The sequence below is a fragment of the Sphingomonas sp. CV7422 genome, from assembly GCF_027945725.1.
In the GTDB taxonomy this organism is placed as follows: Bacteria; Pseudomonadota; Alphaproteobacteria; order Sphingomonadales; family Sphingomonadaceae; genus Sphingomonas; species Sphingomonas kyungheensis.
The window spans coordinates 2405757-2430334 of record NZ_CP115900.1; the positions used below are offsets into that span (position 1 = coordinate 2405757).

The following is a 24578-nucleotide window of genomic DNA, read 5'->3' on the forward strand; positions in this document are numbered from 1 at the left end:
GGCCTCAGAACTTGTACCTCGCGCCGACCTGGAACGAGCGCGGCACGCCCTGCGTGTCATTCTCGCGCTTGCTCGGATTGACGCCCGATCCCGCGCCCCACGCCGAATAGGTGCGGTTGACCGAATCGAACAGGTTGAACGCCGCGAAATTGACCTCGAGGTCGGTCCCCCACGGCATCCGGAACGTCTTGGAGATGCGCGCATCGACCGAGGCATAGCCGACGATTTGGTCGGGCCAGAATACGCCGCCGAAATTGCCGTAGGCAGAGGCGTTCTCGGGTTTGACGGCCGGGAAGATGACCTGCCCGAACGACGGCCCCGAACTGAACGTCCCGGTGAGCGACAGCTTGGTGTCCCATGGCCCGCGCGCGATGCCGGTGCCGACGAAACGCCATTTCTCGACGCCGGCGACGTAATTCCAGCCATAGGCATCGACGCGCGGGCCGTTGTAGAATTCGTCGCTCTGCAATTCCTGCGCGACGTTGCTCTTCGCCTGCTGCAAGGTCAGCGTCGCGGTGAAACCCCATTTCGATCCGGTGACGAACGGCTTCTCCGCGGTGAAATAGACCGCATTATATTCGGCCTTGCCGTCGTTCGAACCGATGTTGAGCTTGCCGCTATAGCCCGGCAGGATGCCGGAGGCGGGGAAGTTGTCCTCGATCCACTGGTCGCCCTGGCTGGTGTACTGGCCGCTCGGCAGCCGGTTGCCGCGCACATATTTGAAGATGTTGTGGCTGCGGATGTGGCTGAAGGTGATCGAGGTCTGCACCACGCCGAGCCGCTTGCGCACGCCGAAGTTGAACTGGTCGGAATAGGGCAGCTTGGTGTTGTTGTTGAGCAGCCAGACGTCGCCGCCGACGCCGGTCGCCGTCGCGGCGGCGCGCAGATTGTCGACGTTCTTGTAGCTGTCGTTCCACACCAGGGTCGTCGCAGGCAGCACACCGCCGTTGTTGTTACGGACCTGGGCGCAGGTCGTCTGCCCGGCGCCGTCGCAGAAGTTGAGCGTGACGGTGCGCTGGTACAACGCCTTCACCGTCTCGATCGCCGAGGTGATGAACAGCGGCCGGTCGTAATAGCGCCCGGCACCGGCGAACAGCACCGTGTCGCGATCGCCGTTGATGTCGTAGGAGATGCCGAGCCGCGGCTGGAACGCCTTCCAATAGGGCTTCCGGTTGCTGCCGTTCGAAATATAGTCTTCCGGATTGATCCCCGCCGCCTGCCACGGCTGATAGTTGCGCAGCGCGGTGGCGATCGCATCGGGGGTGACGAAGTTATCGTTCTTGGCGTTGGTCTCGTAATCCCAACGGATGCCGGCATTGACCGTGATGTGGTCGTTGACCGTCCAATCGTCCTGGATGAACAGGCCGATCTGCGTGTCCTTGACCTTCGCCGCGGTCACCGGAACCACCGACACCGCCGCCTGCGTCGGCGTCGACGCATCGAACGTCGTATAGGTTGCCGGGGTGAAATAATAGGAACCGTTGCCAAGATTGTCCTCGGCGCGCGACAGATCGTTGAGCGACACCTTGGCGCCCGCCTTGATGACGTGGTCGCCGCTGAAGAAGGTGACGTTGTTCTTGAACGTCCAGGTCTTCTGCTCGTCCGCCTGTTCGAAGCCATTGGCGCCGAGCGCAGCGAGCACGGTGCCGGGCTGGCCGAGGATGATCTCCGGACCTGACGTGACCCGCGGCGTGCCGTTGAACACCGTATTATAGGCGATCGTCGCTTCGTTCAGCCAATTGTCGCCGCGGTGGTTCCACTCGAGCTGATAGAGGTCGATCTTCGATTGCAGCAGATGACCGTGCGACGGCACCGACGTGCCGCTGAAGTCGGCCAGATTGCTTTCACGGCGGAAGAAGCCGCTGAAATTGACCGTGTCGGCATTGCTGACGAAGGCGGTCAGCTTGCCGAAATAGAGCTTCTGGTGGAAGTCCTGCGGATAACTGCCGTTATATTGGTTGATGATCGCCTGCGGCACGCGCTGCGATTCGTCCGTCGTATTGGTCGCCCCGAGCAACACCGCGGTCGACGGCGCCTTCTGGTCGGTCGCCTCGAACGCACCGTAGAAATGCAGCACGTCCTTGATGATCGGGCCGCCGAAATCGCCGCCATATTGCTTGCGGTCGTAATCGCCCTGCTGGAGCGAGCCGTCGCGATTGTTCGCCTTGCCCGGCCGGTCGAAATATTTGGTGCCGTAAAACCCCTTGGGCTGCCATTCGCCGAAGATCGTGCCGTGGAACGAGGTGCCGCCCGACTTGGTCACCGCGGTGATGATCGCCGAACCCGCCTGCTCGTACTCCGCCTTGAAGTTCTGCGTATCGACCTTGAACTCCTGCACCGCGAGCTGCGGGAAGGGATTGCCCTGGCTGAAGTTCTGGCCGGCGACGCCGCCGTGATTGACCTGGTTCTTGAGGCTGAGGCCGTCGATGAAGACGTTGACGTTGTCGGCGCTGATCCCGCCCGCCTGCACCTGCCGGTTGCTGCGTCCCGGCGTCACCGCGACGCCCGGCGCGAGCGCGGCGAAGTTGAGGAAGTTGCGGTCGCTCTGCGGCAGACTCTCGATCTGCTGCTGCGAGACGTTGGTGGCGACCTCGGCGGTGCGCACCTCCTGCGTACGGCGGCCGGTGACGACGATGTCGCTGCCCGAGCCGCTGCCCGCATCGGCGGCGGTCGTCGTCTCGGTCGCGCCCGCCTCGGTCGCGGCGGCCGCGATGTTGATGTCGAGCGTGATCGTCTGACCGACCGGCACCACCACCTGTTGCGGCCGCTGGCCGTCGACCGCGACGCGGTAGGTGCTCGGGCGGATGCCGGGGATGGTGTAGGTGCCGGTATCGTCGGTACGGCCGCGGATCACCTGCCCGGTGGTGAGATCGGTGATGACGACGGCGGTGCCGGGCGCGACGCCCACCACCTTGCCGCGCAACGTCGAGGTCGACTGCGCAAGCGCCGGCGCACCGACGACGAGCGCCGCAGCCAGCGCCACGGCCGAAATGCCGCGACGGAACCGTGCGGCGTGAATCCCTGCTGCCATTGCAAACCCCTCCATCCGTTACCCGATCTTTGCTCCCGCCGGCACGTCGACGAGCGACGGCAGCGGATCGCGCTGGGCGTATGAAACCGGTTACTCGCGTCCGTAACCGGTTACAACCGGGCTGATGCTAAAGGCTGGCAGTGTTGCCGCCCGGCAACAGTCAGGCCTGGCAGTGACGGGCGATGAACGCTTCGTGCGTCGGCATGCCGGCGGCGACCTCGCCGATCACCTCCTCGACATCGTGGAGGAACGCCGTGGCCTGTTCCGCCGGCACCATGTCGACCATCGGATCATAGGTCGCGTGCAGCCGCTGGCCGAGCAGCACCTGCACCCAGCTCTCCTCGCGGAACAGTTCGGCGCTGCCGTGCAGGAAGAAGCGCGCCGACGCCGCGAACAGCGCAAGCCGTTCGGTGAGGCTGTCCGGCACCTCCATATGCTTGACGTAGCGCCAGAACGGCGTGTCCTCGCGCTCGGTGACCTTGTAATGCGCGATGATGAAGTCGCGCACGTCGCGATATTCGAAGTCGGTCTGGCGGTTGTATTCGGCGATGTCGGCGGGATGGAAGCCGCGCCCGGGAAACAGCGCGAGCAGCCGCAGGATGCCGGTCTGGATCAGGTGGATGCTGGTCGATTCGAGCGGTTCGAGGAAACCGCCGGCCAGGCCCAGCGCGACGACGTTCTTCTCCCATGCGCGCAGCCGCTTGCCGGGCCGGAAGCGCACCGGCCGGGGATCGCCGATCGCCGGGGTGTCGAGATACGCGAGCAGCGTCCGCGCCGCCGCCTCGTCCGAGACGAAGCGGCTCGCATAGACATGGCCGTTGCCGGTGCGATGCTGCAACGGGATGCGCCATTGCCAGCCGGCATCGTGCGCGATCGAGCGCGTATAGGGCGTCAGCGGCCCCTGCCGCGCGCTCGGCACCGCGATGGCCCGGTCGCAGAGCAGCCAGCGATCCCAATCCTCATAGCCGACGCCCATCGCGTCGCCGATCAGCAGCCCGCGCATCCCCGAGCAATCGACGAACAGGTCGCCGTCGACCGTCCGCCCGTCGGCGAGCACGACATGATCGAGGAAGCCGTCCTGCCCGCGCCGGTTGGCGGCGACGATCCGCCCCTCGATCCGCTCGACCCCCGCCGCCTCGGCGCGGCGGCGCAGGAAGGCGGCGTAGAGGGCGGCATCGAAATGATAGGCGTAATCGAGGTCGGCGATCGGCGAATGGGGATGCGCCGGATCGGGCAGCGCGAACCGGTTCATCCGCGCCGCGAGCGTGTTGAGGGAGTAATGGTCGAACGGCCGCGCATCGCCCGCCGCGCGCGCCTTGAGCCAGAATTGGTGGCAGTGCAGCCAGTAGAGATCCTGGCCGATCTTGCCGAAGCCGTGGATGTAGCTGTCGCCGACGCCGCCCCAGTTGCGGAATTCGATGCCGAGCTTGAACGTCGCCTGCGTCGCGCGGACGAATTCGAATTCGTCGATGCCGGCGAGTCCGTTGAACGTCCGGATGGCGGGGATCGTCGCTTCGCCGACGCCGATCGTGCCGATCTCCGCCGACTCGATCAGCCGGATGGTATAGGCGCCGAGCAGCAGCCGCGACAGCAGCGCCGCGGTCATCCACCCGGCGGTGCCGCCACCGACGATGGTGACCGTCTTGAGCGGCGGATTGGGATGGGCGGCGGTCATGCGCCCTGCCCTGTCGCGGTCGGCCGCGCGCGCTTGGACTCACGGCGCCGGACCCACCAGTGCTCCCGCGCAGGCAGAAGCCCAGTGTTCTTACCGCCACGCACCGGTGCTCTGCTCGGCCACTGGATCCCCGACTGCGCAGGAATACTGACGTGCGCTGCGGGATTGGCCCGCTCCTCCGTCGGCCGCGACTTTGCGGCAGTGGCGAGGCGTGCCCTCATCCCAGCCATCCCCCCGCGAAGCCGGCGCGCTGCAACCCGCGCCGGATCGTCGGCGAGCGGCGCATCACCTGCCACACGCCCTCGTCGCGCGTGTTGGCGATCGCGCCGAGGATCGCACCCTGATCGATGCCGAGATAATCGCCATCCACCCAGCCCGACGTCGAATCCACCGAACCCGCCTCCAGTCTGGCGTCGGTGTAGCGGAACGACGGGTTGAAGCTGTCGAGGAAGCCATATTGACCGTACAGCCTGGGCCGGGCCTTCATCGCCTCGGCGCAAGGGACGACGATCTCCGGCGCGAAGGCGAGGCTGCCGAGCGCGGCGGTCGGTGCCAGCGTACCGTCGTCGCGCCCGTCAGGCTGGCCGAGCGGTCCGCGCGCCGAATAGCCGAAGAAGGTCGCGGTCCGGCCCTTGAACGGCAAGGTGAGATTGCCCGGCCCGTCGCAGGCGGTCAGCCCCCAGATATCGCGGCCATAGCCGTCCCAGCGCATTGGATTGGCGATGCAATAGGCGCGGTTGGCATAAGTGGCGCGGCGGCTGTTCTCGAAATAGTCGATCCCCGCCCGGCGCATCACCGCATCGCGGATGCCGCGGAAGTCGATCCACATCTGGCTGTATTGATGGCCGAACAGCGGTGCGAAGGCGAGGTGCCGCGTCTTGCCCCGCCCGCGCCAGAAGGCGGGATAGGTCTTGGTCCACGCCTCCCACGCGCCGTCGGCGAGCGGCTTGCCGCGACTGCCGAGGCCGACGACATAGACCATCATCCCCTCGTTATACCCCTCCCACGCCCGGTCGATGAAGCCTTGCCCCGGGTGCCAGCCCATCGACACGTTGCCGCGGGCGTTGGTGAACCACGGCCAGTCGGCGCGATCGGTGATCGTCTGCGCCAGTTGCCGGATCTCCGCCTCGGCCGGGTCGGCGGCATCGTACCAGGCACCGGCGAACAGGATGCCGAGGAAGAGGAGCGTGGTGTCGACGCTGGAGAGTTCGGTGTCGCGGAAGCGCGTGCCGGTCTTCATATCGAGGAAATGGTAGAAGAAACCCTGGTGACCGCTCATCCCCGCCGGCGCATCGCCTTGCGGCGCGGTGGCGAAGAAGCGCAGGGTGGCGAGCGTCAGGTCGCGCGCCTCCTCGCGGCGAATCCAGCCGCGCGCGACGCCGATCGGATAGGCGGTCAGCGCGAAGCCGACCGCGGCGATGCTGGCGAAGGACGGGGTCGGCCAGCGATCCGGCACCAGCCCGTTGTCACGATTGGCGAGATCCCAGAAGAAGCGGAAGGTGCGCTCTTCGAGGTCGTCGAACCAGCCGGGCAGGACGACGCGCGCCGGCGCCGCCCCCGCCGCCGCGGGCAAGCAGGCGGCGGCGGTGGCGAGCGGGGCGCGGGCGAGCAGCGCGCGGCGGTCGATCGGGGCGAAGGTCATGTCGGCAAAGGTCCGGTGGTGGAACGGATGATGAGCTCGGTCGCGATGATCTCGGTGTCCGGCGACAATGCGCCGCCGTCGAGCGCGTCGATCAGTCGCGCGGTCGCCCGCGCGCCCATCTCGGCGAGGGTGATCCGCACCGTCGTCAGACCGAGGTAGCGGGCGAGCGGCACGTCGTCGAAGCCGGTGACGGCGATATCACCCGGCACCGCCATCCCCGCCTCGCGCAGCGCGCTCATCGCGCCCAGCGCCATCATGTCGTTGGCGGCGACGATGCCGTCGCACGTCTCGCCGCTTTCGATCAGCCGGCGCACGGCGGCGACGCCCGATTCCTCGCGGAAGTCGCCCGCGACGACGATCGGGGCGATGCCGGGGGCATGGACCGCCATCGCCGCGAGGAAGGCATCACGGCGTTCGCGTCCGTCGATATTGCCCTCCGGGCCGCTGATGTGCAGCAGCCGGCGACGGCCGGTCGCGGCGAGATGCGCGACCGCGGCGGTGATCCCGGCGGTATTGTCGATCCGGTAGGCGGCGCGGCCGACCGTCTCGCGGCAATTGACCAGCACCGCCGGCACGTCGCGCGGCAGCGCCTCGTCGAGCTCGGCGGTGTCGAGTTGCGGCGCCATCACGATCAGCCCGTCGACGCGGCCGCGCATCGACCGCATCGCCTGTGCAGCCAGCGCCGCATCGGCATGCATGTTCGACAGCAGCAGGTGATAGCCGCGCGCCGTGACCTCGCGATCCATGCCGCGGACAATCTCGGAGAAGAACTCGCCGTACAGATCGGGCAGCACGACGCCGATCGCATGGCTGCGCGCCAGCGACAGGCTGCGCGCGCCGGCATGCGGCACATAGCCGAGCGTCTTGGCGGCGGCGAGCACGCGCGCGCGCATGTCGGGGTGGACGCTGCTGTGCCCGTTGAGCGCGCGCGATACCGATGCGACCGATACCTCGGCGACGCGGGCGACGTCGCGGACCGTGGCGGATGCCTGTTTCATACCCTCCCCTTGCAAGCCATCCCCGGCCGTCTATCGTCGCGACACATCTTGTGCGACGCCTGCGAGCTGTGTAACCGGTTACAGGACAGCGTCAACGCGAAAAGCACCGGGGTCGTTCACGGGTACCGCCGGGCACGCGCTATGACGGCGATGAGGGGACGACCTGGATATGAGCGACTTCACCATCTCGCGGCGCGCGGCGCTGCTCGGCGCCGGAACGATCGCCGCATGGGCGGCGAGTCCGGCGCGCGCGTCGCTCGCCGCCGCGGAGGGCGAGACCCTGCCCGCCGCGATCGAGGCGCTGCTCGCCCGGATGACGCTGGAGGAAAAGGCGGGGCAGTTGCAGCTCAACGCCGCGGCGTGGAGCGGCGGCATCGCCACCGGACTCAACCCGCCGTCGAGCGGTGGCCCGAGCTTCGACGACCAGCTCGCCGACGCGGTTGCGGGAAAGCTCACCGGCGTGTTCAACGGCAATGGCGCGGTGATGGCGCGGCGGATGCAGCAGGCGGTGATGCGCCAGTCGCGGCTCAAGATCCCGCTGCTCTTCGCCGCCGACGTGATCCACGGCCACCGCACCATCTTTCCGGTGCCGGTCGCCGAGGCAGCGAGCTTCGATCCCGATCTGGCGATGCGCACCGCGCGCATGGCCGCCTATGAGGCCGCCGCGGCGGGGATCGACTGGACCTTCTTCCCGATGGTCGACATCGCCCGCGACCAGCGTTGGGGCCGGACGATGGAGGGCGCCGGCGAGGACACGTTGCTCGGGCAGATGTTCGCCGCGGCGCGCGTCCGCGGCTTCCAGGGCAGGAACCTCGCCGATGCCGACGCGGTGATGGCGTGCATCAAGCATTTCGCCGCGTACGGCGCGGCGGAAAGCGGGCTCGACTATAACAGCGTCGACCTGTCGGAACGGACGCTGCGCGAAGTGTACCTGCCGCCGTACAAGGCGGGGTTCGACGCCGGTGCGCTGAGCGGCATGGCCTCGTTCAACGAGATCAACGGCGTGCCCGCGACCGGCAACGCCTGGCTGATGCAGCAGGTGCTGCGCGACGAGTGGAAGTTCCCCGGCATCATCGTCTCCGACTATACCGGTGACGAGGAGATGATCGCCGCCGGCTTCGCCAGGGACGGCAAGGACGCGGCGCGCCTCGCCTTCCTCGCCGGGGTCGACATGAGCATGCAGTCGAACCTCTATGCGCTGCATCTCGCCGACCTCGTCCGCGAAGGCGCGGTGCCGCAGGCGACGCTCGACCGGTCGGTCCGGCGCGTGCTGATGGTCAAGCACCGGCTCGGCCTGTTCGACGATCCGTTCCGCCGCATCGACGCCAAGCGCGAGACGGCGCGCTCGCGCACCAAGGCGGCGCTGGCGCTGTCGCGCGAGGCGGCGCAGAAGTCGATGGTGCTGCTCAAGAACGACGGCGACCTGCTGCCGCTCGATCCGGCGCGGCGGATCGCGCTGATCGGCCCGTTCGCGAGCGGCCAGCACGATCTCAACGGGCCGTGGGTCGTCTATGGCGACAACAATCAGGCGATCGATCTCGCCACCGGCGTCAAAGCGGCGGGCGCGCGCGCGGTCAGCGTGACGCTCGGCTCGGGCGTCGAGGCGCCGCTCGCCGGCGGCATCGACGCGGCGGTCGCGGCGGCGCGCGCTGCGGATGTCGTCGTGCTCGCGATCGGCGAAAGCGAGACGATGTCGGGCGAGGCGCAGTCGCGCACGTCGATCACCGTGCCCGCACCGCAGATGGCGCTTGCCGAGGCGGTCGCGGCGACCGGCAAGCCGATCGTCGTGCTGCTCAAGAACGGCCGCGGCCTCGCGCTGGAGGGCGCGGTCCGGGATGCGCCGGCGATCCTCGTCACCTGGTTCCTCGGTTCGGAGACCGGGCATGCGATCGCCGACGTGCTGTTCGGCAAGGTCGGGCCGTCGGGCCGCCTGCCGCTCAGCTTCCCGCACGAAAGCGGTCAGGAGCCTTATTATTACGCGCATAAGGCGACCGGCCGGCCCGCCCCCGACGGCCCGCGCGAGCCGTACAAGGCACAGTGGCGGACGTCGCCCAATGCCGCGCTCTACCCCTTCGGCCACGGCCTCACCTACGGCAAGGTGAGCTATGCGGTGCCGGTGGTACCCGCGACGCTGGCATGGGACGGGCGGATCGAGGTGGCGGCGACGATCACCAACACCGGCAGCCGCGCCTGCGAGGAGCTGGTCCAGCTCTACATCCGCGACCGCGTCGCCAGCATCACCCGGCCGGTGCGCGAGCTCAAGGCGTTCCGCAGGCTCGCGCTCGCCCCCGGTGCCAGCGAGACGGTGCGCTTCACGCTGACCCGCGCGCAGCTGACCTTCCTCGGCCAGGACCTGCACCCGACCGTCGAGCCGGGGCTGTTCGACGTGTGGATCGCGCCCTCGGCGCAGGCCGACGGCGTGCATGGCAGCTTCACGCTGACCCGCTAGTCGCGCTGTCCTGGCGGGCGCGGGGTGCGGCGGGCGGGGCGGCAGCGGCCGTCCCGCTCGAAACCGGCAAATAGATCAGCCGTGTTGACCATGATGCTCTTGGCCCGCATCATCGGGTTCCGCAGGAGCACGACACGATGAAACGGCTGATACTCGCTGCGATCCTCGCCACCGCGCCGGCCGGTGCCGGCCCCGCCCCCGCGCCCGCCTTTCCGGTGACGATCGAGGTCGACGCGGGCCGGCCCGGCGCGGCGGTCGATCCCGTCTGGCGCTTCTTCGGCGCGGACGAGCCCAATTACGCGACGATGAAGGACGGGCGGACGACGCTGGCGACGCTCGGCGCGCTGGCGCCCGGCCGCGTCTATTTCCGCACGCACAATCTGCTGACGTCCGGCGACGGCACGCCCGCGCTCAAATGGGGGTCGACCGGCATCTACAGCGAGGATGCGGACGGGCGCCCGGTCTATGACTGGACGATCGTCGACCGGATCTTCGACACCTATCGCGCGCGCGGCGTCAAACCCTATGTCGAGCTCGGCTTCATGCCCGAGGCGATGTCGACCAAGCCGATCCCCTATCAGCATGACTGGCGGCCGGGCAGCGGCACCTTGCGCACCGGCTGGGCCTATCCGCCGCGCGACTATGCGCGCTGGGAGGAACTGATCCACCAATGGGTGCGGCATTGCATCGACCGCTATGGCCGCGCCGAGGTCGCCAGCTGGTATTTCGAGACGTGGAACGAGGCGAACCTGCCGCAATATTATTGGGGCGGCAGCCGCGAGCAATTCTTCCGCCTGCACGATGCCGCCGTCCGCGGCGTCCGCCGGGCGCTGCCGGAGGCGCGCGTCGGCGGGCCGGACAGCGCCGGCGCGGGTGACGATTTCCTGGGCGCGTTCATGGCGCATGCGCAGGCCGCCGGCACGCCGACCGACTTCCTCTCCTTCCACGCCAAGGGACAGCCCGAGGTCGTCACCGACGCGACCGGCAGCCATGTCCGCATGGGCCTCAGCACCCATCTCAAGGCCGCAGACCACGAATTCGCCGCGATCGCCGCCAATCCGGCGTTCCGGTCCAAGCCGATCATCATCGGCGAGTCGGATCCGGAAGGCTGCGCCGCCTGTCAGGGGCCGGCCAACGCCTATCGCAACGGCACGATGTATTCGAGCTATACCGCCGCCGTGTTTCCGCGCCTGCTCGCGCTGGCGCAGCGGCGGGGCCTGTCGCTGGCCGGCATCCTGACCTGGGCGTTCGAGTTCGAGGATCAGCCGCCGTTCGCCGGCTTCCGGCAATTGACCTCGAACGGCATCGATCTGCCGGTGATGAACATGTTCAAGCTGTTCGCCAAGATGACCGGCCGATACGTGCCCGCCACATCCGACCATCAGCTCGACCTCGATACCGTCATGCGCGATGGCGTGCGCGGTGCGGCGGACGTCGGCAGTGTGGCGAGCCGGGACGAAAGCTCGCTCGCCGTGCTCGTCTGGCATTATCACGACGACGACCGGCCCGGTCCGGACGCGGCGGTCCGTCTGCATCTCCGCCGCCTGCCGCCGGCTCTGTCGCGCGGCGCGCTGGTGACGCAATATCGGATCGACGACCGCCACGCGAACAGCTTCGCCGCATGGCGCGCGATGGGATCGCCGCTCGCGCCGACCGACGCGCAGCGCGCGACCCTGCTCAAGGCGGCGGAGCTGACGACGCCCGACGCAAGGCCGACCCGGCTGGCGCTGCGCAGCGGGACGGCCGATCTGGCGTTCGATCTGCCGCGTCAGGGCGTGACGCTGCTGATGGTGACGCCGGCGGCGCAATCCGGTGCGACGACACGGCGGCCGGTCGCCGGGTAGACCGCGCCTGCCCTCCTCGTCGCCGGCCGTCGACGGGAGCGAACGGCCATGCCCCGATCATCGACAGGCGACGCCCGGTCGCGTTAGGGATATCTCTCCACCACCACAGGGGGCCGACCTGCAGTTCCTCAACACCCGCCGCGCGTTGCTGCGCTCCGCCATGCTCGCGCCGCTGGGGGTCCGGACGATAGCGCAGGCCGGTGCCGCCGGCAGGTCGGCGGAGGCCGGCCTCGGGCGCGGCATCGCGCTCGATCTCGCGCGGCGGCGGGCGACGCAGCTTACCCGGTTACACTACGACCTGTCGCTCGACGTGACGGCAGCGGCGGTCGCGGTCGGCACCGTCGCCATCCGCTTCGATCGGGTCGCTTCGGCCGACGATCTGATCCTCGACTTTCGTGGCCCGACGCTGGCCGATCTGACGGTCAACGGCCATCCCCTGCACATCGGGCCGCGCACCGACGGGCATCTGGTCCTGCCGGCGCGCCTGCTGACGAAGGGCGCCAACCGCGTCACCGCGCGGTTCGAGACGCCGATCGCCGCCTCCGGCGCGGCGATCATCCGCTATCAGGACGACAAGGACGGCCAGACGTATCTCTACACTTTGCTCGTGCCGTCCGACGCCAATCTGCTCTTCCCCTGTTTCGACCAGCCCGACCTCAAGGCGCGGTTCCGCTGGACGCTGACCGCGCCCGCCGGGTGGACGGTGATCGCCAACGGCGCCTTGGAGGGACAGGAGACGACATCCGCCGGCACCCGCTGGCGGTTCGCCGAGACCGAGCCGATCTCCACCTATCTCGCCGCATTCGCCGCGGGCCCGTGGACACGCTGGACGTCGGCGCCCGCGGGCGAGCGCCCGATCAGTCTTTACGGCCGCGCCTCGCGCCGGGCGGAAGTCGATGCCGAGGCGCAGATCGCGACCAACCGCGCCGCGGTCGGCTGGCTCAGCCGCTGGTTCGATATCCCCTTCCCCTTCGCCAAGCTCGACCTGCTGCTCGCGCCCGCCTTCCCCTTCGGCGGCATGGAGCATGTCGGCGCCGTCTTCTACAATGAGGATCGCTTCATCTTCCGCGAACCGCCGACGCTGCCGCAGCGGCTGGCGCGCGATGCGACGATCTACCACGAGATCAGCCACCAATGGTTCGGCGACGACGTCACCATGCGCTGGTTCGACGATCTGTGGCTGAAGGAGGGCTTTTCGACCTATATGGCCGCGCGTATCCAGGCCGAGCTCCAGCCGGAGAGCAACGCCTGGACCACCTTCCTGCTCTCGACCAAGACGCCCGCCTATCGCGCCGATGCGACCAGCGGCACGCAGGCGCTGTGGCAGCCGCTCGACAATCTCGATGCCGCCAAGAGCAATTACGGCCCGATCGTCTACAACAAGGCGCCGGCGGTCATCAAACAGCTCGCCTTCCTCGTCGGCGAGGCAGGCTTTCGTCGCGGCCTCAACCGCTTCCTGACCGACCATGCCTATGGCAACGCGACCTGGCAGGATCTGCTCGGCGCGGTCGGTGCAGCCTCGGGCGTCGATCTGACCGCCTTCGGTCAGCACTATGTCCTGCGTGCCGGGCTGCCGCGCATCGACACGCAGCTCCGGCTGGCGGGCGGCAGCATCGCCTCGCTCGCCCTCGTCCAGCGGCCGGCGCGGTCGCTGCCGGACGACCGGGGCGGCGCGTGGCCGATGAAGGTGCGCGTGCGGCTCGGCTATCGCGACCGCGCCGACGTGGTGCTCGACGCGACCTTCGACGGCCAGACCGCCACCGTGGCGGCGGCAGCGGGACTGCCCGTGCCGGACTATGTCTGGCCGAACGACGACGATCAGGGCTATGGCCTGTTCCTGCCCGATAACCGCACCGTCGCCTGGATCGTCGCGCAGGTCGGGACGGTGTCGGACCCGCTGCTGCGCGCCATGCTGTGGAGCGCGATCTGGGACATTCTGCGCGAAGGCCGTTTCGCGCCCGCCCGCTACGTCACCATGCTGCTCGATCATCTGCCCGGCGAACGCGACGAGCAGATCTCGCGCACCATCCTGTCGCGCGGCGCCACCGCGCTCGACCTCTATTTGCCGGAGGAAGGCGCTGCACCGCTGAGAGGCCGCTGGGAACAGGCGCTGCTCGCGCGCATCGACGATCCTCGCCTCGGTTACGGCCTGCGCAAGGATGCGCTCGACCGCCTGATCGCGACCGCGCGCACGCCGCTCGCGCTGACGCGGCTGCGCGACCTGCTGGCCGGCCGGGCGACCTTGGTCGGTGCCGCGATCCGTCAGCCGACGCGCTGGGCGATCGTCCGCCGCCTGATCGCGATCGGCGCACCCGACGCGACCGCGCTCTACGCGAGCGAACAACGGCTCGACCAGTCGAGCGAGGCGGTGAAGGACGCCTTCGTCGCGCGCGCCGCGACCCCCGACCGGTCCGTCAAATCATCCTATTTCACCCGCTATTTCGACGATGCGGCGCTCAACGAAGCCTGGGCGAGCGAAAGCCTCGGCGCGTTCAACACGATCGAACAGGCGACGCTCACCCTCCCCTTCCTCCGCCCGGCGCTCGACCGGCTGGAGTGGATCCGTCAGAACCGCCGGATCTTCTTCCTGCCCGCGTGGATCGAGGCGTTCATCGGCGGCCAGCGCGATGCCGCGGCGCTTCAGATCGTCGACCGGTTTCTCGGCGACCATCCCGACCTGCCGGTCGACGTCCGCCGCAAGGTGCTGACGGCGCGGGACGAGCTCGCCCTGACGGTGCGGATCAGAACGACGCGATACTGAGGCCGGCGGCTGACCGGTCAGGGCGCCGTGCCGCCCTGACCGGTCAGCCGGAAGACCTCCTGCAGCATCGTCTGTTCCGCCCCGGTCAGATGGGGGTTCCAGACGTCGAAGATCAGCACGATACGGGATTGGTCGCTGTCGTTCCACGCTTCATGCTCGATGGTATCGTCGAAGGCGAAGGCCTCGCCCTCGCGCCACGCACGGGTCTCGCCGCCGACGCGGAAGCGGCACGGCTCGGGCACGACGAGCGGCAGGTGGACGATCGCTCGCGTGTTGGTCACTCCGGTATGGGCGGGGATATGCGCATGGGGCCTCAGGATCGAGAAGAACGCCGTCGGCGCCTTGCCCGGAATGTCGCTCTGCGGCACGGCGGCGAGCGCGGCCGCCGTTTCGGGGCAGAGCGCGCAGACCGGTTCGTTCCGTTCGCCATATTCCCATAGGAAACAGGCGCTCCAGTCGGCATTGCCGTCGAGCGGCGACCATTTGTTCGCCGGCGTCCCCTTGTCCTGCCGGACATAGGGCCGGATCGCATCGCCGCCCGCCGCGACCAGCGCCAGCGCCTCCGCGCGGATCGCCGGCGCCTTCGCCTCGAGGTCGGCGAACCAGGGAAACAGCGCGCGGTCGAAGAACTCGTCCGCCGGCAGGAACGGAAAATGGATGCCGGCGCACTGGTTGGTGTAGATGGCGCGACGCCCCAGCATATGATCGACGCAGGCGGCCATGCGCGGCGACGGATTGCCGGCAAGCGCGTCGTCGATGCGGCGGCCGAGGGCGGCGGTATGATCGGCGAGATAGGCGCGCCCGCGTTCCAGCACCGTGTCGATGGCGGGCGGGCGTTCCGGCATCGCTGCGGCCATCTGCACCACGCCGGACCAGGCTTGCGCGGCGTCGATCTCGCGCCCGCACCGCTGGTGCAATTCCGCCATGCGCAGCTGCGCCGTGAAGTTGAGCCGGTCGATCGACAGCGCCCGCTCGAGCATATCGCGCTCCGCCGCGTCGTCGCCGATCATGCGATGGACCGTCGCCTGATTGATCCAGAGGATGACGGCCTGCGGATCCTCCGCCGCCGCGCTGGCGAAAAAGCCGAGCGCCTCGGCAAGCGCGCCGTCGGCGAGCGATCGCATGCCGCGGGCATTCAACAGCTGCGGATGCCGGGGCGAGAGCGCCAGGGCGGCATCGAGCAGCTGCCGCTCGCCGGCGGCATCGCCGCGCTCGCGGGCGGCGATCGACTGGGCCACCAGGGTGCGGGCGCGCGATGATAAGTCGGTCATTGTCTAAAGAAGCCTCGCGCAGCAGGGGCTTGGGATCAACGAAAAAAGGGGCGGCCCGCAGTGAGCCGCCCCTCCGCAACGATCGGTGCGACGCCAGCGCTTAGAAGCGCAGCTTGCCCGACACGTTGAACAGCCGTCCCAGGACGTCATAGGTCGAGGGATAGGTGTTGCCGCTGTTGAACGACGTCGAACCCGCGGTGGAGCCGACCAGCGGCGCCTTCTTGTTGAGCATGTTGCGCACGCCGAACGTGAAGGTGAGATGGTCGTTGACTTCGACCTGCGCGCTGAGGTCGAGGTAGTTGTACGCACCGATGCGGTTGAAGTTGTAGGTGCCGCCGGCGAGCGGGGTCGGCCCGGTCACGACGCCCGAGAACAGCGGCGTCGTCACCTGACGCAGCGCGGCGTCGGGGGCGAGGGCCTCATATTTCACCGCACCGATATGCCGCCACAACAGCGACAGCGTGCCCGGACCGAAGCTCAGGCTGGTACGCTGGTTCCAGGCGAAGGCCGGCTGGATCGAGGCGCAGCTGGTGCTGAAATAACCCACGCAATCACGATCGTACGACGTCTCCGACGCACGGAAGTAATTGTGGTTGGTCCAGGTGCCCTGGAAGCCCACGTCGAGGCCGATCTCGCCCAGCGTGCGCTTGTAGTTGGCGTTGAGATCGATGCCGTCGGTGCGCAGACGCCCGCGGTTGGTCAGCGGCTGCGGCAGGCCGGCGACCGACGCGGACGAGCCACTGAGGCTGCCGTCCGCCGAATTGCGGCGGATGCTGGTGCAGGCCGAGGACGCCGCCTGCGCCGCGGTGATCGATGCCGGGCTCGACCCGAAGCAGGCCGACAGGATGTCCGCCGGGGTCGCGAATGCGATCGCGTTTTCGATCTTGATGTTGAAATAATCGACCGCGACGCTCAGCCCCGGCACCACGCCGCGCGGCTGGATGACGACACCGACGGTATAGGTCTTGGCGATCTCCGGACGAATGTCGGGATTGCCGCCGCCGGTGACGTTCGGCTGGCCCGAGATCGGCTCGCTGATCGAACCGATGCTCGATGCGGGCGCACCCTGGTTGCGGCACGCCAGCGCCAGATTGGCGCTGGTCAACGGCAGCGCGCCGACGCAGGGGTCGAGGCCTGGCGACAGATTGTCGAGCCCGGTCGCCACCGGCGAGAACAGTTCGCCGATGTTGGGCGCACGCACCGCGCGCTGGTAGTTGCCGCGGAACTTGATCTCCTCGACCGGCTCGAAGCTGCCACCGACCTTGTAGGTCGTCGCCGAGAACTTCGGACTGTTGGTCGCCTGCACCTTATAGTCGGAATAGCGGACGCCCGCTTCGAGCGTCAGCGAGTGGAAGAACGGCTTGTCGGCGACGAGCGGCGCGATCAATTCGCCGAACGCCTCGCGCACGTCATAGCTGCCCGAGAAGGGCAGCACCGCACCGCCCGCACCGCCCAGTTCGCCCGGGCTGAGCGCATAGGCATCGGGCACGCGGCTGTAGCTGTACTTGCGATATTCGCCGCCCGCCGCGAAGGCGATCGGCTCGTTGGCGAACGGCGAGGTGGTGCCGAAATCGCCGTTGAGCACGGCCTTGGCCTGCGACAGCGCGGTGTGGACGGCGATGCTGCTCTGGCCGCTCAGGAAGTTCGCCTGGTCCGAGCTGATCGAACCGGCGGCGCCGAACAGGTTGACCGGGACGCAGCCATTGGCCGTGTTGTTGCAGGTCGTCGTGTTCGTCGCGTTGAGCGCCTGCTGGACACGGCTGCGCAGCACGTAGCCGGTCTGCGACTGGTTGAGGTCGCTCTCGCCATAGGCGCCCGACACGTCGAGCTTGACGTGATCGGAGAAGCGCAGCCGCAGGCCCGCCTTATAGTCGAACACCGTCGTCGTGTAGGTCGAGACGCGCGGCCCGAGCTCCACCGACCGGCGATAGACCGCACCGAGCGGGATCGCGGTGTTGGTGTTGCAGGTCGCGCCTAATGCGATGCCGTTCGCCAGACACAGCTGATCGCGGATCCCCGACGGCAGATAGGGGTTGTTGCCCGGAATGGTCAGGTTTTCGCCGAACACGCCCGACGGGGCGATGATCTGCTGCACCGTATTCTTCGAGAACAGGCCACGCGTATAGACTTCGAGATTGTCGTTGATCTCGTAATTGGCCTGGCCGAAGAAGTTGTAGCGCTTATACGGCGTCTGGAAGATGTTGTACGGGTTGAAATTGAAGCCGTTGTAGAAGGCGACGAGCCCGGTGCCGGCCGGATTGACCTGCAGATTGCCCGAGGTCGGCACGCCGGCGAGCGCGGCCTGCGCACGATTGAAGGTCAGCGTCGTCGGCACGCTGGTCCGCGACGAACCCGAGGCGACGCCCGATCCCGAATCGATGCCGTAGACGGAGATGTCGCGGGCGCCCTGATACAGCGGATCGGCTTCCTGATAGCCGAGGCTCAGCACGGCGTTGCCGCGGCCGTCGTCGAAATTCGCGCCGACGGTCAGGTCCGCGCGGAAGTAATTGGCATCGCCCTTCTCGGTGATCTGCTGGCTGGCCGAGGCCTCCATGCCCGAGAAGTTCTTCTTGGTGATGAAGTTGACGACGCCGGACACCGCGTCCGCGCCATAGCTGGTCGAGGCGCCGCCGGTCAGGACGTCGAGGCGCTGGATCAGCGCGGTCGGGATGTTGTTGAGATCGACGCTGCCGCCCGACTGAGCCGGCACGATCCGGTCGCCGTCCAGCAGCACGAGGTTGCGCTGCGAGCCGAGGTTGCGCAGGTTGACCGTCGAGAAACCGCCGGTGCCGTTGTTCACGGCCGAGCCGATGCCCGGCACCGAGCCGGGCAGTTCGCGCAGGATCTGCTCGACATTGTTGACGTTGCGCAGCGTCAGTTCGTTCTCGGAGACCACGTTGACCGGGCTCGACGAGACGAGATTGGGGTTGCGGATCAGCGTACCGGTGACGACGATGTCCTGCCCTTCCGCGGCCGGCGGCGGCGTATTGGGATCGTCCGTCTGTTGCTGGGTTTCCTGCGTGGCGGGCGCCGTCTGCGCCAGGGCCGGCGACGCGACGAGCGCGACACCGACGAGCAGGGTCGAGTTGAGCAGATAAGAACGATGGCGTCGCGTCATAATTACCCCTTTGATCGCCGCTTCCCGTAAGTCGGCGCAGCGCCGTGCCTTTTTGGCCGGTCGCAGCAGATCAGTCGCAGGGTCGCGAAACGTTCACAATATTGAATCGCCCATCTGTGACGAAGACAAATCAAACGTGACATTTCAGTCACATCGTATCATCTTGCCGCCCATCATCCTACGTCATTTACCTAATAGACCCTGACCTAATATTCCTTCTGAAAGGTACGTCATGCTGTCCATCATCCTCTTTGCCATGGCGTCCGATCCAGCGCCCGGCCGGGACTTGCTGCAAAAGATGAGCGACTGTCGAACCATCAAAATCGATGCCGAACGACTTGCCTGTTACGATCGTACCGTGGTGGCGATCGATGACGCCAAGACGAAGAAGGATTTCGTCGTGCTGGAGCGTGGCGAGGTACAGAAAGCGAAGCGCGATCTGTTTGGCTTCTCGCTGCCGTCCATTCGCCTGTTCGGGGACGGTCAAGCGGACGAGCCGCTGAAACAACTTGTCGGCGTATTGCAAACGACAACCGGTCTGCCGGGCGGGCTGATGCGGTTCACATTACAAGGGGCTGGCATGTGGGAGACGACCGAGGCTACGATGGTCGGGCTGCGCCAGGGCGATACCGTGACGATCAAGGCGGGATCGTTGGGCAGCTATGTCGCGACGGCGCCGGGGCGGCGGTCGGTGCGGGTGCGTCGCCTGCGCTGAGCGGTCCTCGAATCGCGCTCCCCCACACTGGTTCCGGATCGAATCACCATGACATCACATGCCGTTATCGCCGCCCTGCTTCTCGCCGCGCCGGCGGCGGCCGCCACGCCGGGCGCGCCGGCGATATCGGCCGACCGCCTCTCCGCCGACGTCAAGGTGCTGGCGTCGGACGCCTTCGAAGGTCGCGCGCCGGGCACCGCGGGCGAGACGAAGACGGTCGACTGGCTGGTCGCGCAATTCAAGGCGGCAGGGCTCGAACCCGGCGGTCCCGACGGCGGCTGGACCCAGCCGGTGCCGTTGATCCGCACCCGGCTCGGCGCCGGCGCCGTCACCGCCAACGGCACCGCATGGACGAGCGCGCGCGACGTCTATCTGTCGACCGTCCGCCCCGTCGACCGCGCTACGGTGAGGAACGCGCCGATGGTCTTCGTCGGCTATGGCGTCAGCGCGCCCGAGCGGCAGTGGGATGATTTCAAGGGCGTCGACCTCACGGGCAAGGTCGCCGTCTTCCTCGTCAACGATCCGGATTTCGAAGCGACCGCCGGGGAGGATGCCTTCGACCGCTTCGGCAATCGGCGCATGACCTATTACGGCCGCTGGACGTACAAGTTCGAGGAGGCGGCACGGCGGGGGGCGGTCGCCGCGCTGATCGTCCACGACACCGCCGGCGCCGGCTATGGCTGGGCCACCGTCACCGCACCCGGTGGCGAGAACTACGATGTCGCCGCGCCGTCCGCGTCGCGGGTGACGTTGCAGGGGTGGATCGCGGGTGAGGCCGCAACCCGATTGTTCGCCGACGCCGGGCTCGACCTCGCCCGGCTGAAGGTCGCGGCGCGGCGCGCGGACTTCCGGCCGGTCACGCTGAAGGGCAGCGGCTTTTCCGCCGATCTGCCGGTCGCGGTGACCCGCGCCGAAAGCCGCAACGTCATCGCCAAACGCACCGGACAGGGCCGTCCCGACGAGACGGTGATCTACGGCGCGCATTGGGACGCCTATGGCGAGGGCGCGCCGGATGCGTCGGGGCGACGGATCCGGCCCGGCGCGAATGACGATGCGCTCGGGGTCGCCGGGGTGCTCGCGATCGCCCGCGCCGCCGCCAAGGCGCCCCGCCCCGCCCGGACGCAGGTGTTCGCGCTGTGGACCGGCGAGGAGCGCGGCCTGCTCGGCTCGGAAACCTATGCCGCGCATCCGCTGTTTCCGGTCGAGAAGACGGTCGCCAATCTGACGCTCGACATCCTGCAGACGGCGGGGCCGTCGCGTGACGTGCTGCTCGTCGGCGCCGGCCAGAATGCGCTCGAGGCGCGCCTTACCGCCGCCGCGGCGGCGCAGGGCCGCACGGTGACGCCGGAGGCCCTGCCCGAACGGGGCCTGTTCTACCGCGCCGATCATTTCTCGCTGGCGCGGCGCGGCGTGCCGACGCTGCTGCTGATGGCGATCAGCGGCGCGCCGGATCTGGTCACGGGCGGCCGCGCCGCGGGGCAGCGCTGGCTGGACGACTATATGCGCTGCTACCACCAGACCTGCGACGCCTGGTCGCGCGACTGGAAGCTGGACGGCGCCGCGGCGGACGTCGATCTGCTGCGCCGCATCGGCTTCGATCTGGCGGCGGGCGACGTCTGGCCGACGTGGAACGCAGGCTCCGAGTTCAAGACGGTCCGCGACGCGAGCGCGGCGCAGCGGCCGGGCGGCTAAGGCACCGCTCCGCCGCCCCGCCGCGCGATCAGGCGCGCGCGGCGATCCAGTCGTCGACCTGCCGTTCGAGCACCGACAGCGGCAGCGAGCCGGTGCCGATCAGCAGATCGTGGAAGGATTTGATGTCGAACTTCGGGCCGAGCGCGCGTTCGGCCTTGCGGCGCAATTCGATGATCTTGAGCATGCCGATCTTGTATCCGGTCGCCTGCCCCGGCAGCGTGATGTATCGGCGCACCTCCGACCGGGCCTGATCCGGCGAGGCGCGCCCGCTCGCGACCATATAGTCGACCGCCTGCTGTTCGCTCCAGCCTTGCGCATGCAGCCCGGTATCGACGACCAGGCGCGCGGCGCGGAACAGCTCCGCCTCGAGCCGCATAAAATCCGACGCGACGTCCGGATAGGCGCCCATCTCCTTGCACAAGGCCTCGGCATAGAGGCCCCAGCCCTCTCCGAACGCGACATAGCGCGTCGCCTGCCGGAACTTCGGCCCGCCGCTCTGCCGGACCTGGATGTCGCCTTGCATGACATGGCCGGGCACGCCTTCGTGGCACATCAGGTCGACGATCGCGTCGGGCGAGGGATCGTCGGTGGTGCCGAGCAGATGGACGTAGACGCGGCCCGGTCGCGCGCCGTCGCGGCTCGGCCCGGCGGCATGCGCGGCGCCGCCCGCGACCTCGCTGAACGAGGGTTCGCGCACCACCTCCATCCGATATTCGGGCAACGTGCCGAACAGCGGCGCGAGCAAGGTGCGGTTGCGCGCGATCACGGCGTTGGCGTTGCGGAGATAGTCGGCGCGCGAGGCGTCGGTCCACGGCTGCGGCGGCCGGCGCCTGGCGCGATCCGCATAATAAGCGACCCGGTCGGCAAAGCCCGCCTGCCGCGCCAGCGCATCCTGTTCGCCCTCGATCCGCTTGACCTCGTCGAGGCCGATGCGGTGAATCTGGTCGGCGGTGAGGTCGGTGGTGGTGTTGAGCCTCAGCGCCGCCGCATACCAGGCCTGGCCGTCGGGCAACGTCAGCGCCCCGACCCGTCCCGACGGCGCGGTGGCGAGGTCGCCGTCCGCCCAGGCGATCACCCGCTGATAGGCGGGTCGGATCGTCAGCAATGCCGCCTGCGCGTCGGCGAGCAGGGCCTGCGCTTCGGGCGCGGTGATCTTGCCCGCGGTCTGCAGGCGCGACACCTTGGCCTGCGCATCGGCCCATAAGGGCGAGGCGGTGCCGGCGTCGAACGGCGCCCCGGTGACGATCGCGCGACTGCCGGCGATCACCCGTTCGATCTCGAACCGCGGCGCGCGAATGCCCGCGCGGTCGGACACCCGGCTCTGCGCGATCGCTTCGTCGAGCACCGCCGGGATCGCCCGCAGCCGCGCGATATAGCCGCGCATGTCGGCGGCATCCTGGACGGTGTGCGTGTTGATCAGGAAATTGGGGAGCTGCGCGTGCAGCGAATAGAGGAACGAATAAAAGGGCGGCGACCATTGCCGGTAACGGTAGGCGAGTTCGGCGCGATCGAGCTCGAACGCCCAGATGTCGTAATTCGCCTGCGCCGCGGGCGACAGGCGCGCGCGCACGAACTGCGCCTTCATCCGTGCGACGCTCGCCCGCCGCGCGACGAGCCGCCGCAGGGCCGCGGCGTCGCTGATGTCGTCGAGCCGGTCCTGGCCTTCCTTCATGCCCAATTGCGTGGCGAGCTGCGGGCGGTCGCGCAGCTCGGCGGCGAATTCCTGATCGAGGAAGGCGTAGAGCCGCGCATCGTCGGCGGCCGCGGCGGGCGCAATGGCCTGCGGCGGCGCGACGGGTGCGGCGGCGAGCGTCGGCGCCGCGAGCAGGACCAGGATCGCGGCGCGGTGGGAAGATCGGATCACATGGGTCTCCGGATGAGGATAGCCGCAGCGGGCAAAGGGAGGTCGGCGCCAGCAGGAGGCAGCAGCCTCAGCCGGCGTAGACCTTGATCAGGTCGTAGAGATAGTCGCGCCCGCTATAGACCGCCTTGACGATCGCCCGCTCGTTGAGTCCGTGCGCGCCATTGCCGTCGGGATCGCCGTACAGGCCCGGCGGTCCGTAGGAGGGGATGCCGATCGCCTCGAGATAGATGCCGTCGGTCGCGCCGGTCGACATCAGCGGCGCCAGCGGAACGCCCGGATAATAACGCGCGAGCAGCTTTTCCGCCGGCCCGACGATCTTGGGATCGAGCGGCGGCGGCACCGCGGCGGGGCCGCGATCGTCGACCTGCTTCACCGTCATCCGCGGATCGGCGACGACCGTCGCCAGCGTCGCGCGCACCGCATCGGACGAGACGCCGGGGAAGATGCGGCAGTTGATGTTGACCCCGGCACGCTGCGGCAGCGCATTGTTGGCATGGCCGCCGTCGAGCAGCGTCGCGACGCAGGTGGTGCGCAGCATCGAATGATAGCTCTTGTCGCTGTTGAGCAGCGCCTCCGCCGCATGGTCGGTGGGATCGGCGGCGAATTTGACCATAGCCGCGCCCATCGCATCGCCGCGCGCCTTGCCCGCGACGCGGAAATAGGCGCGCGTCGTATCGGTCATCTGCACCGGAAAGTCATAGTCGCGGATCCGGCCGATCGCGTCGGCGAGTTCGTAGATCGCATTGTCGCGCACCGGCGCGGAACTGTGGCCCCCGGGATTGGTCGCCTCGATCCGGTAATTGACCGCGGCCTTCTCGCCGACATGCATGTTGGCGATCACCAGCCGTCCCTTGCCGTCGGTCCGACCGCCACCGCCCTCGTTGAGCGCGAATTCCGCCGCGATCAGATCGGGCTTGTTCTCAGCGAGCCATTTGACGCCGTTGAACGCCCAGCTGGTCTCCTCGCCGCAGGTGAGCGCCAGCTTGATCGTCCGCTTGGGCGTATAGCCGCTCTGCTTGAAGCGGATCATCGAATCGACCCAGATCGCGTCCATCGCCTTCATGTCGGACGTGCCGCGGCCGTAGAAATAGCCGTTTTCCTCGACCATCTTATAGGGATCGCGCGTCCAGTCCTCGGCCTTGGCGACGACGACGTCGATATGGCCGATCATCAGCATCGGCTTCATCGTCTTGGACGAGCCCGGCAGCACCACGACGATGCCGCCCTCCTTGGGATGATCGGGCACGGCGAAGCGCGTGATCGCCGCGTCGGTATAGCCCGCCGCCTTCAGCCGCCCCTCCACCTTGTCGGCGAGCGCGGTGCAGCTGCCGGTGGTGATGCTGGTGTCGGTCTCGACCATCTCCTGGTAGAGCGCGCGGAACGCCTGCTGATCGGGTCGCAGCGTCGATGGCGGGGCGGGCGCGACCTGCGCGCTCGCCGCCAGCGGCACGGCCAGCGCCGCCGCCCCGAACACGATCCGATGCCCCAGTCTCATGATATGTCCCCCAACGATTGCAG

The 24578-nt window shown here is 68.4% G+C and carries 13 protein-coding genes; 5 read left to right on the plus strand and 8 right to left on the minus strand.

Annotation, left to right across the window (positions count from 1 at the left end; translation table 11 throughout):
• Nucleotides 1–4 precede the first annotated feature (4 nt).
• The 4 genes from PBN85_RS11560 to PBN85_RS11575 form a co-directional block, all read right to left on the minus strand.
• Nucleotides 5–3031, minus strand: coding sequence for a TonB-dependent receptor domain-containing protein (locus PBN85_RS11560; protein WP_271299085.1), 3027 nt, complete (start codon nt 3029–3031; stop codon nt 5–7).
• A gap of 160 nt (nt 3032–3191) precedes the next feature.
• Nucleotides 3192–4706 carry a tryptophan halogenase family protein gene (locus PBN85_RS11565; protein WP_271299086.1) on the minus strand — a complete coding sequence of 505 codons (1515 nt, stop codon included), beginning with the start codon at nt 4704–4706 and terminating at the stop codon, nt 3192–3194.
• A 217-nt stretch (nt 4707–4923) separates the two neighbouring features.
• The gene (locus tag PBN85_RS11570; protein ID WP_271299087.1) at nt 4924–6348 is read right to left on the minus strand and encodes a glucoamylase family protein; all 1425 of its coding nucleotides are present in this window, start codon (nt 6346–6348) and stop codon (nt 4924–4926) included.
• Nucleotides 6345–7346 carry a LacI family DNA-binding transcriptional regulator gene (locus tag PBN85_RS11575; RefSeq protein WP_037533615.1) on the minus strand — a complete coding sequence of 334 codons (1002 nt, stop codon included), beginning with the start codon at nt 7344–7346 and terminating at the stop codon, nt 6345–6347. The genes PBN85_RS11570 and PBN85_RS11575 overlap by 4 nt, the downstream gene beginning before the upstream one ends.
• A gap of 169 nt (nt 7347–7515) precedes the next feature.
• Between PBN85_RS11575 and PBN85_RS11580 the strand changes: the two genes are divergently transcribed.
• From PBN85_RS11580 to PBN85_RS11590, 3 genes are all read left to right on the plus strand, one after another.
• Nucleotides 7516–9795, plus strand: a complete 2280-nt coding sequence (locus PBN85_RS11580; RefSeq protein ID WP_271299088.1) for a glycoside hydrolase family 3 N-terminal domain-containing protein — start codon at nt 7516–7518, stop codon at nt 9793–9795.
• A 137-nt stretch (nt 9796–9932) separates the two neighbouring features.
• The gene (locus tag PBN85_RS11585) at nt 9933–11639 is read left to right on the plus strand and encodes a GH39 family glycosyl hydrolase (RefSeq protein WP_271299089.1); all 1707 of its coding nucleotides are present in this window, start codon (nt 9933–9935) and stop codon (nt 11637–11639) included.
• 145 nt (nt 11640–11784) lie between these two features.
• On the plus strand, nt 11785–14400 hold the full coding sequence (locus PBN85_RS11590; protein WP_271299090.1) for a M1 family metallopeptidase: 2616 nt from the start codon (nt 11785–11787) through the stop codon (nt 14398–14400).
• Nucleotides 14401–14417: 17 nt separating this feature from the next.
• Here the strand turns inward: PBN85_RS11590 and PBN85_RS11595 are convergent, their stop codons facing one another.
• Nucleotides 14418–15671: an aspartyl/asparaginyl beta-hydroxylase domain-containing protein gene (locus PBN85_RS11595; RefSeq protein WP_271299091.1), complete on the minus strand. Its 1254-nt coding sequence runs from the start codon at nt 15669–15671 to the stop codon at nt 14418–14420.
• Between the two features lie 100 nt (nt 15672–15771).
• Complete coding sequence (locus tag PBN85_RS11600; protein ID WP_271299092.1) at nt 15772–18789, minus strand: TonB-dependent receptor domain-containing protein; 3018 nt, start codon at nt 18787–18789, stop codon at nt 15772–15774.
• Nucleotides 18790–19021: 232 nt separating this feature from the next.
• On the opposite strand from PBN85_RS11600, the gene PBN85_RS11605 reads away from it, so the two are divergent.
• Both PBN85_RS11605 and PBN85_RS11610 read left to right on the plus strand, forming a co-directional pair.
• Nucleotides 19022–19504 carry a hypothetical protein gene (locus PBN85_RS11605; RefSeq protein ID WP_271299093.1) on the plus strand — a complete coding sequence of 161 codons (483 nt, stop codon included), beginning with the start codon at nt 19022–19024 and terminating at the stop codon, nt 19502–19504.
• Between the two features lie 48 nt (nt 19505–19552).
• Entirely contained in the window at nt 19553–21196 is a 1644-nt protein-coding gene (locus PBN85_RS11610; RefSeq protein WP_271299094.1) for a M28 family peptidase, read from the plus strand.
• Nucleotides 21197–21224: 28 nt separating this feature from the next.
• On the opposite strand, the gene PBN85_RS11615 is transcribed toward PBN85_RS11610, so the two are convergent.
• Together PBN85_RS11615 and PBN85_RS11620 are read right to left on the minus strand one after the other, a co-directional pair.
• Nucleotides 21225–23060, minus strand: coding sequence for a DUF885 domain-containing protein (locus tag PBN85_RS11615; RefSeq protein WP_271299095.1), 1836 nt, complete (start codon nt 23058–23060; stop codon nt 21225–21227).
• Between the two features lie 67 nt (nt 23061–23127).
• Nucleotides 23128–24555: a M20/M25/M40 family metallo-hydrolase gene (locus tag PBN85_RS11620; RefSeq protein ID WP_271299096.1), complete on the minus strand. Its 1428-nt coding sequence runs from the start codon at nt 24553–24555 to the stop codon at nt 23128–23130.
• Nucleotides 24556–24578: the final 23 nt, after the last annotated feature.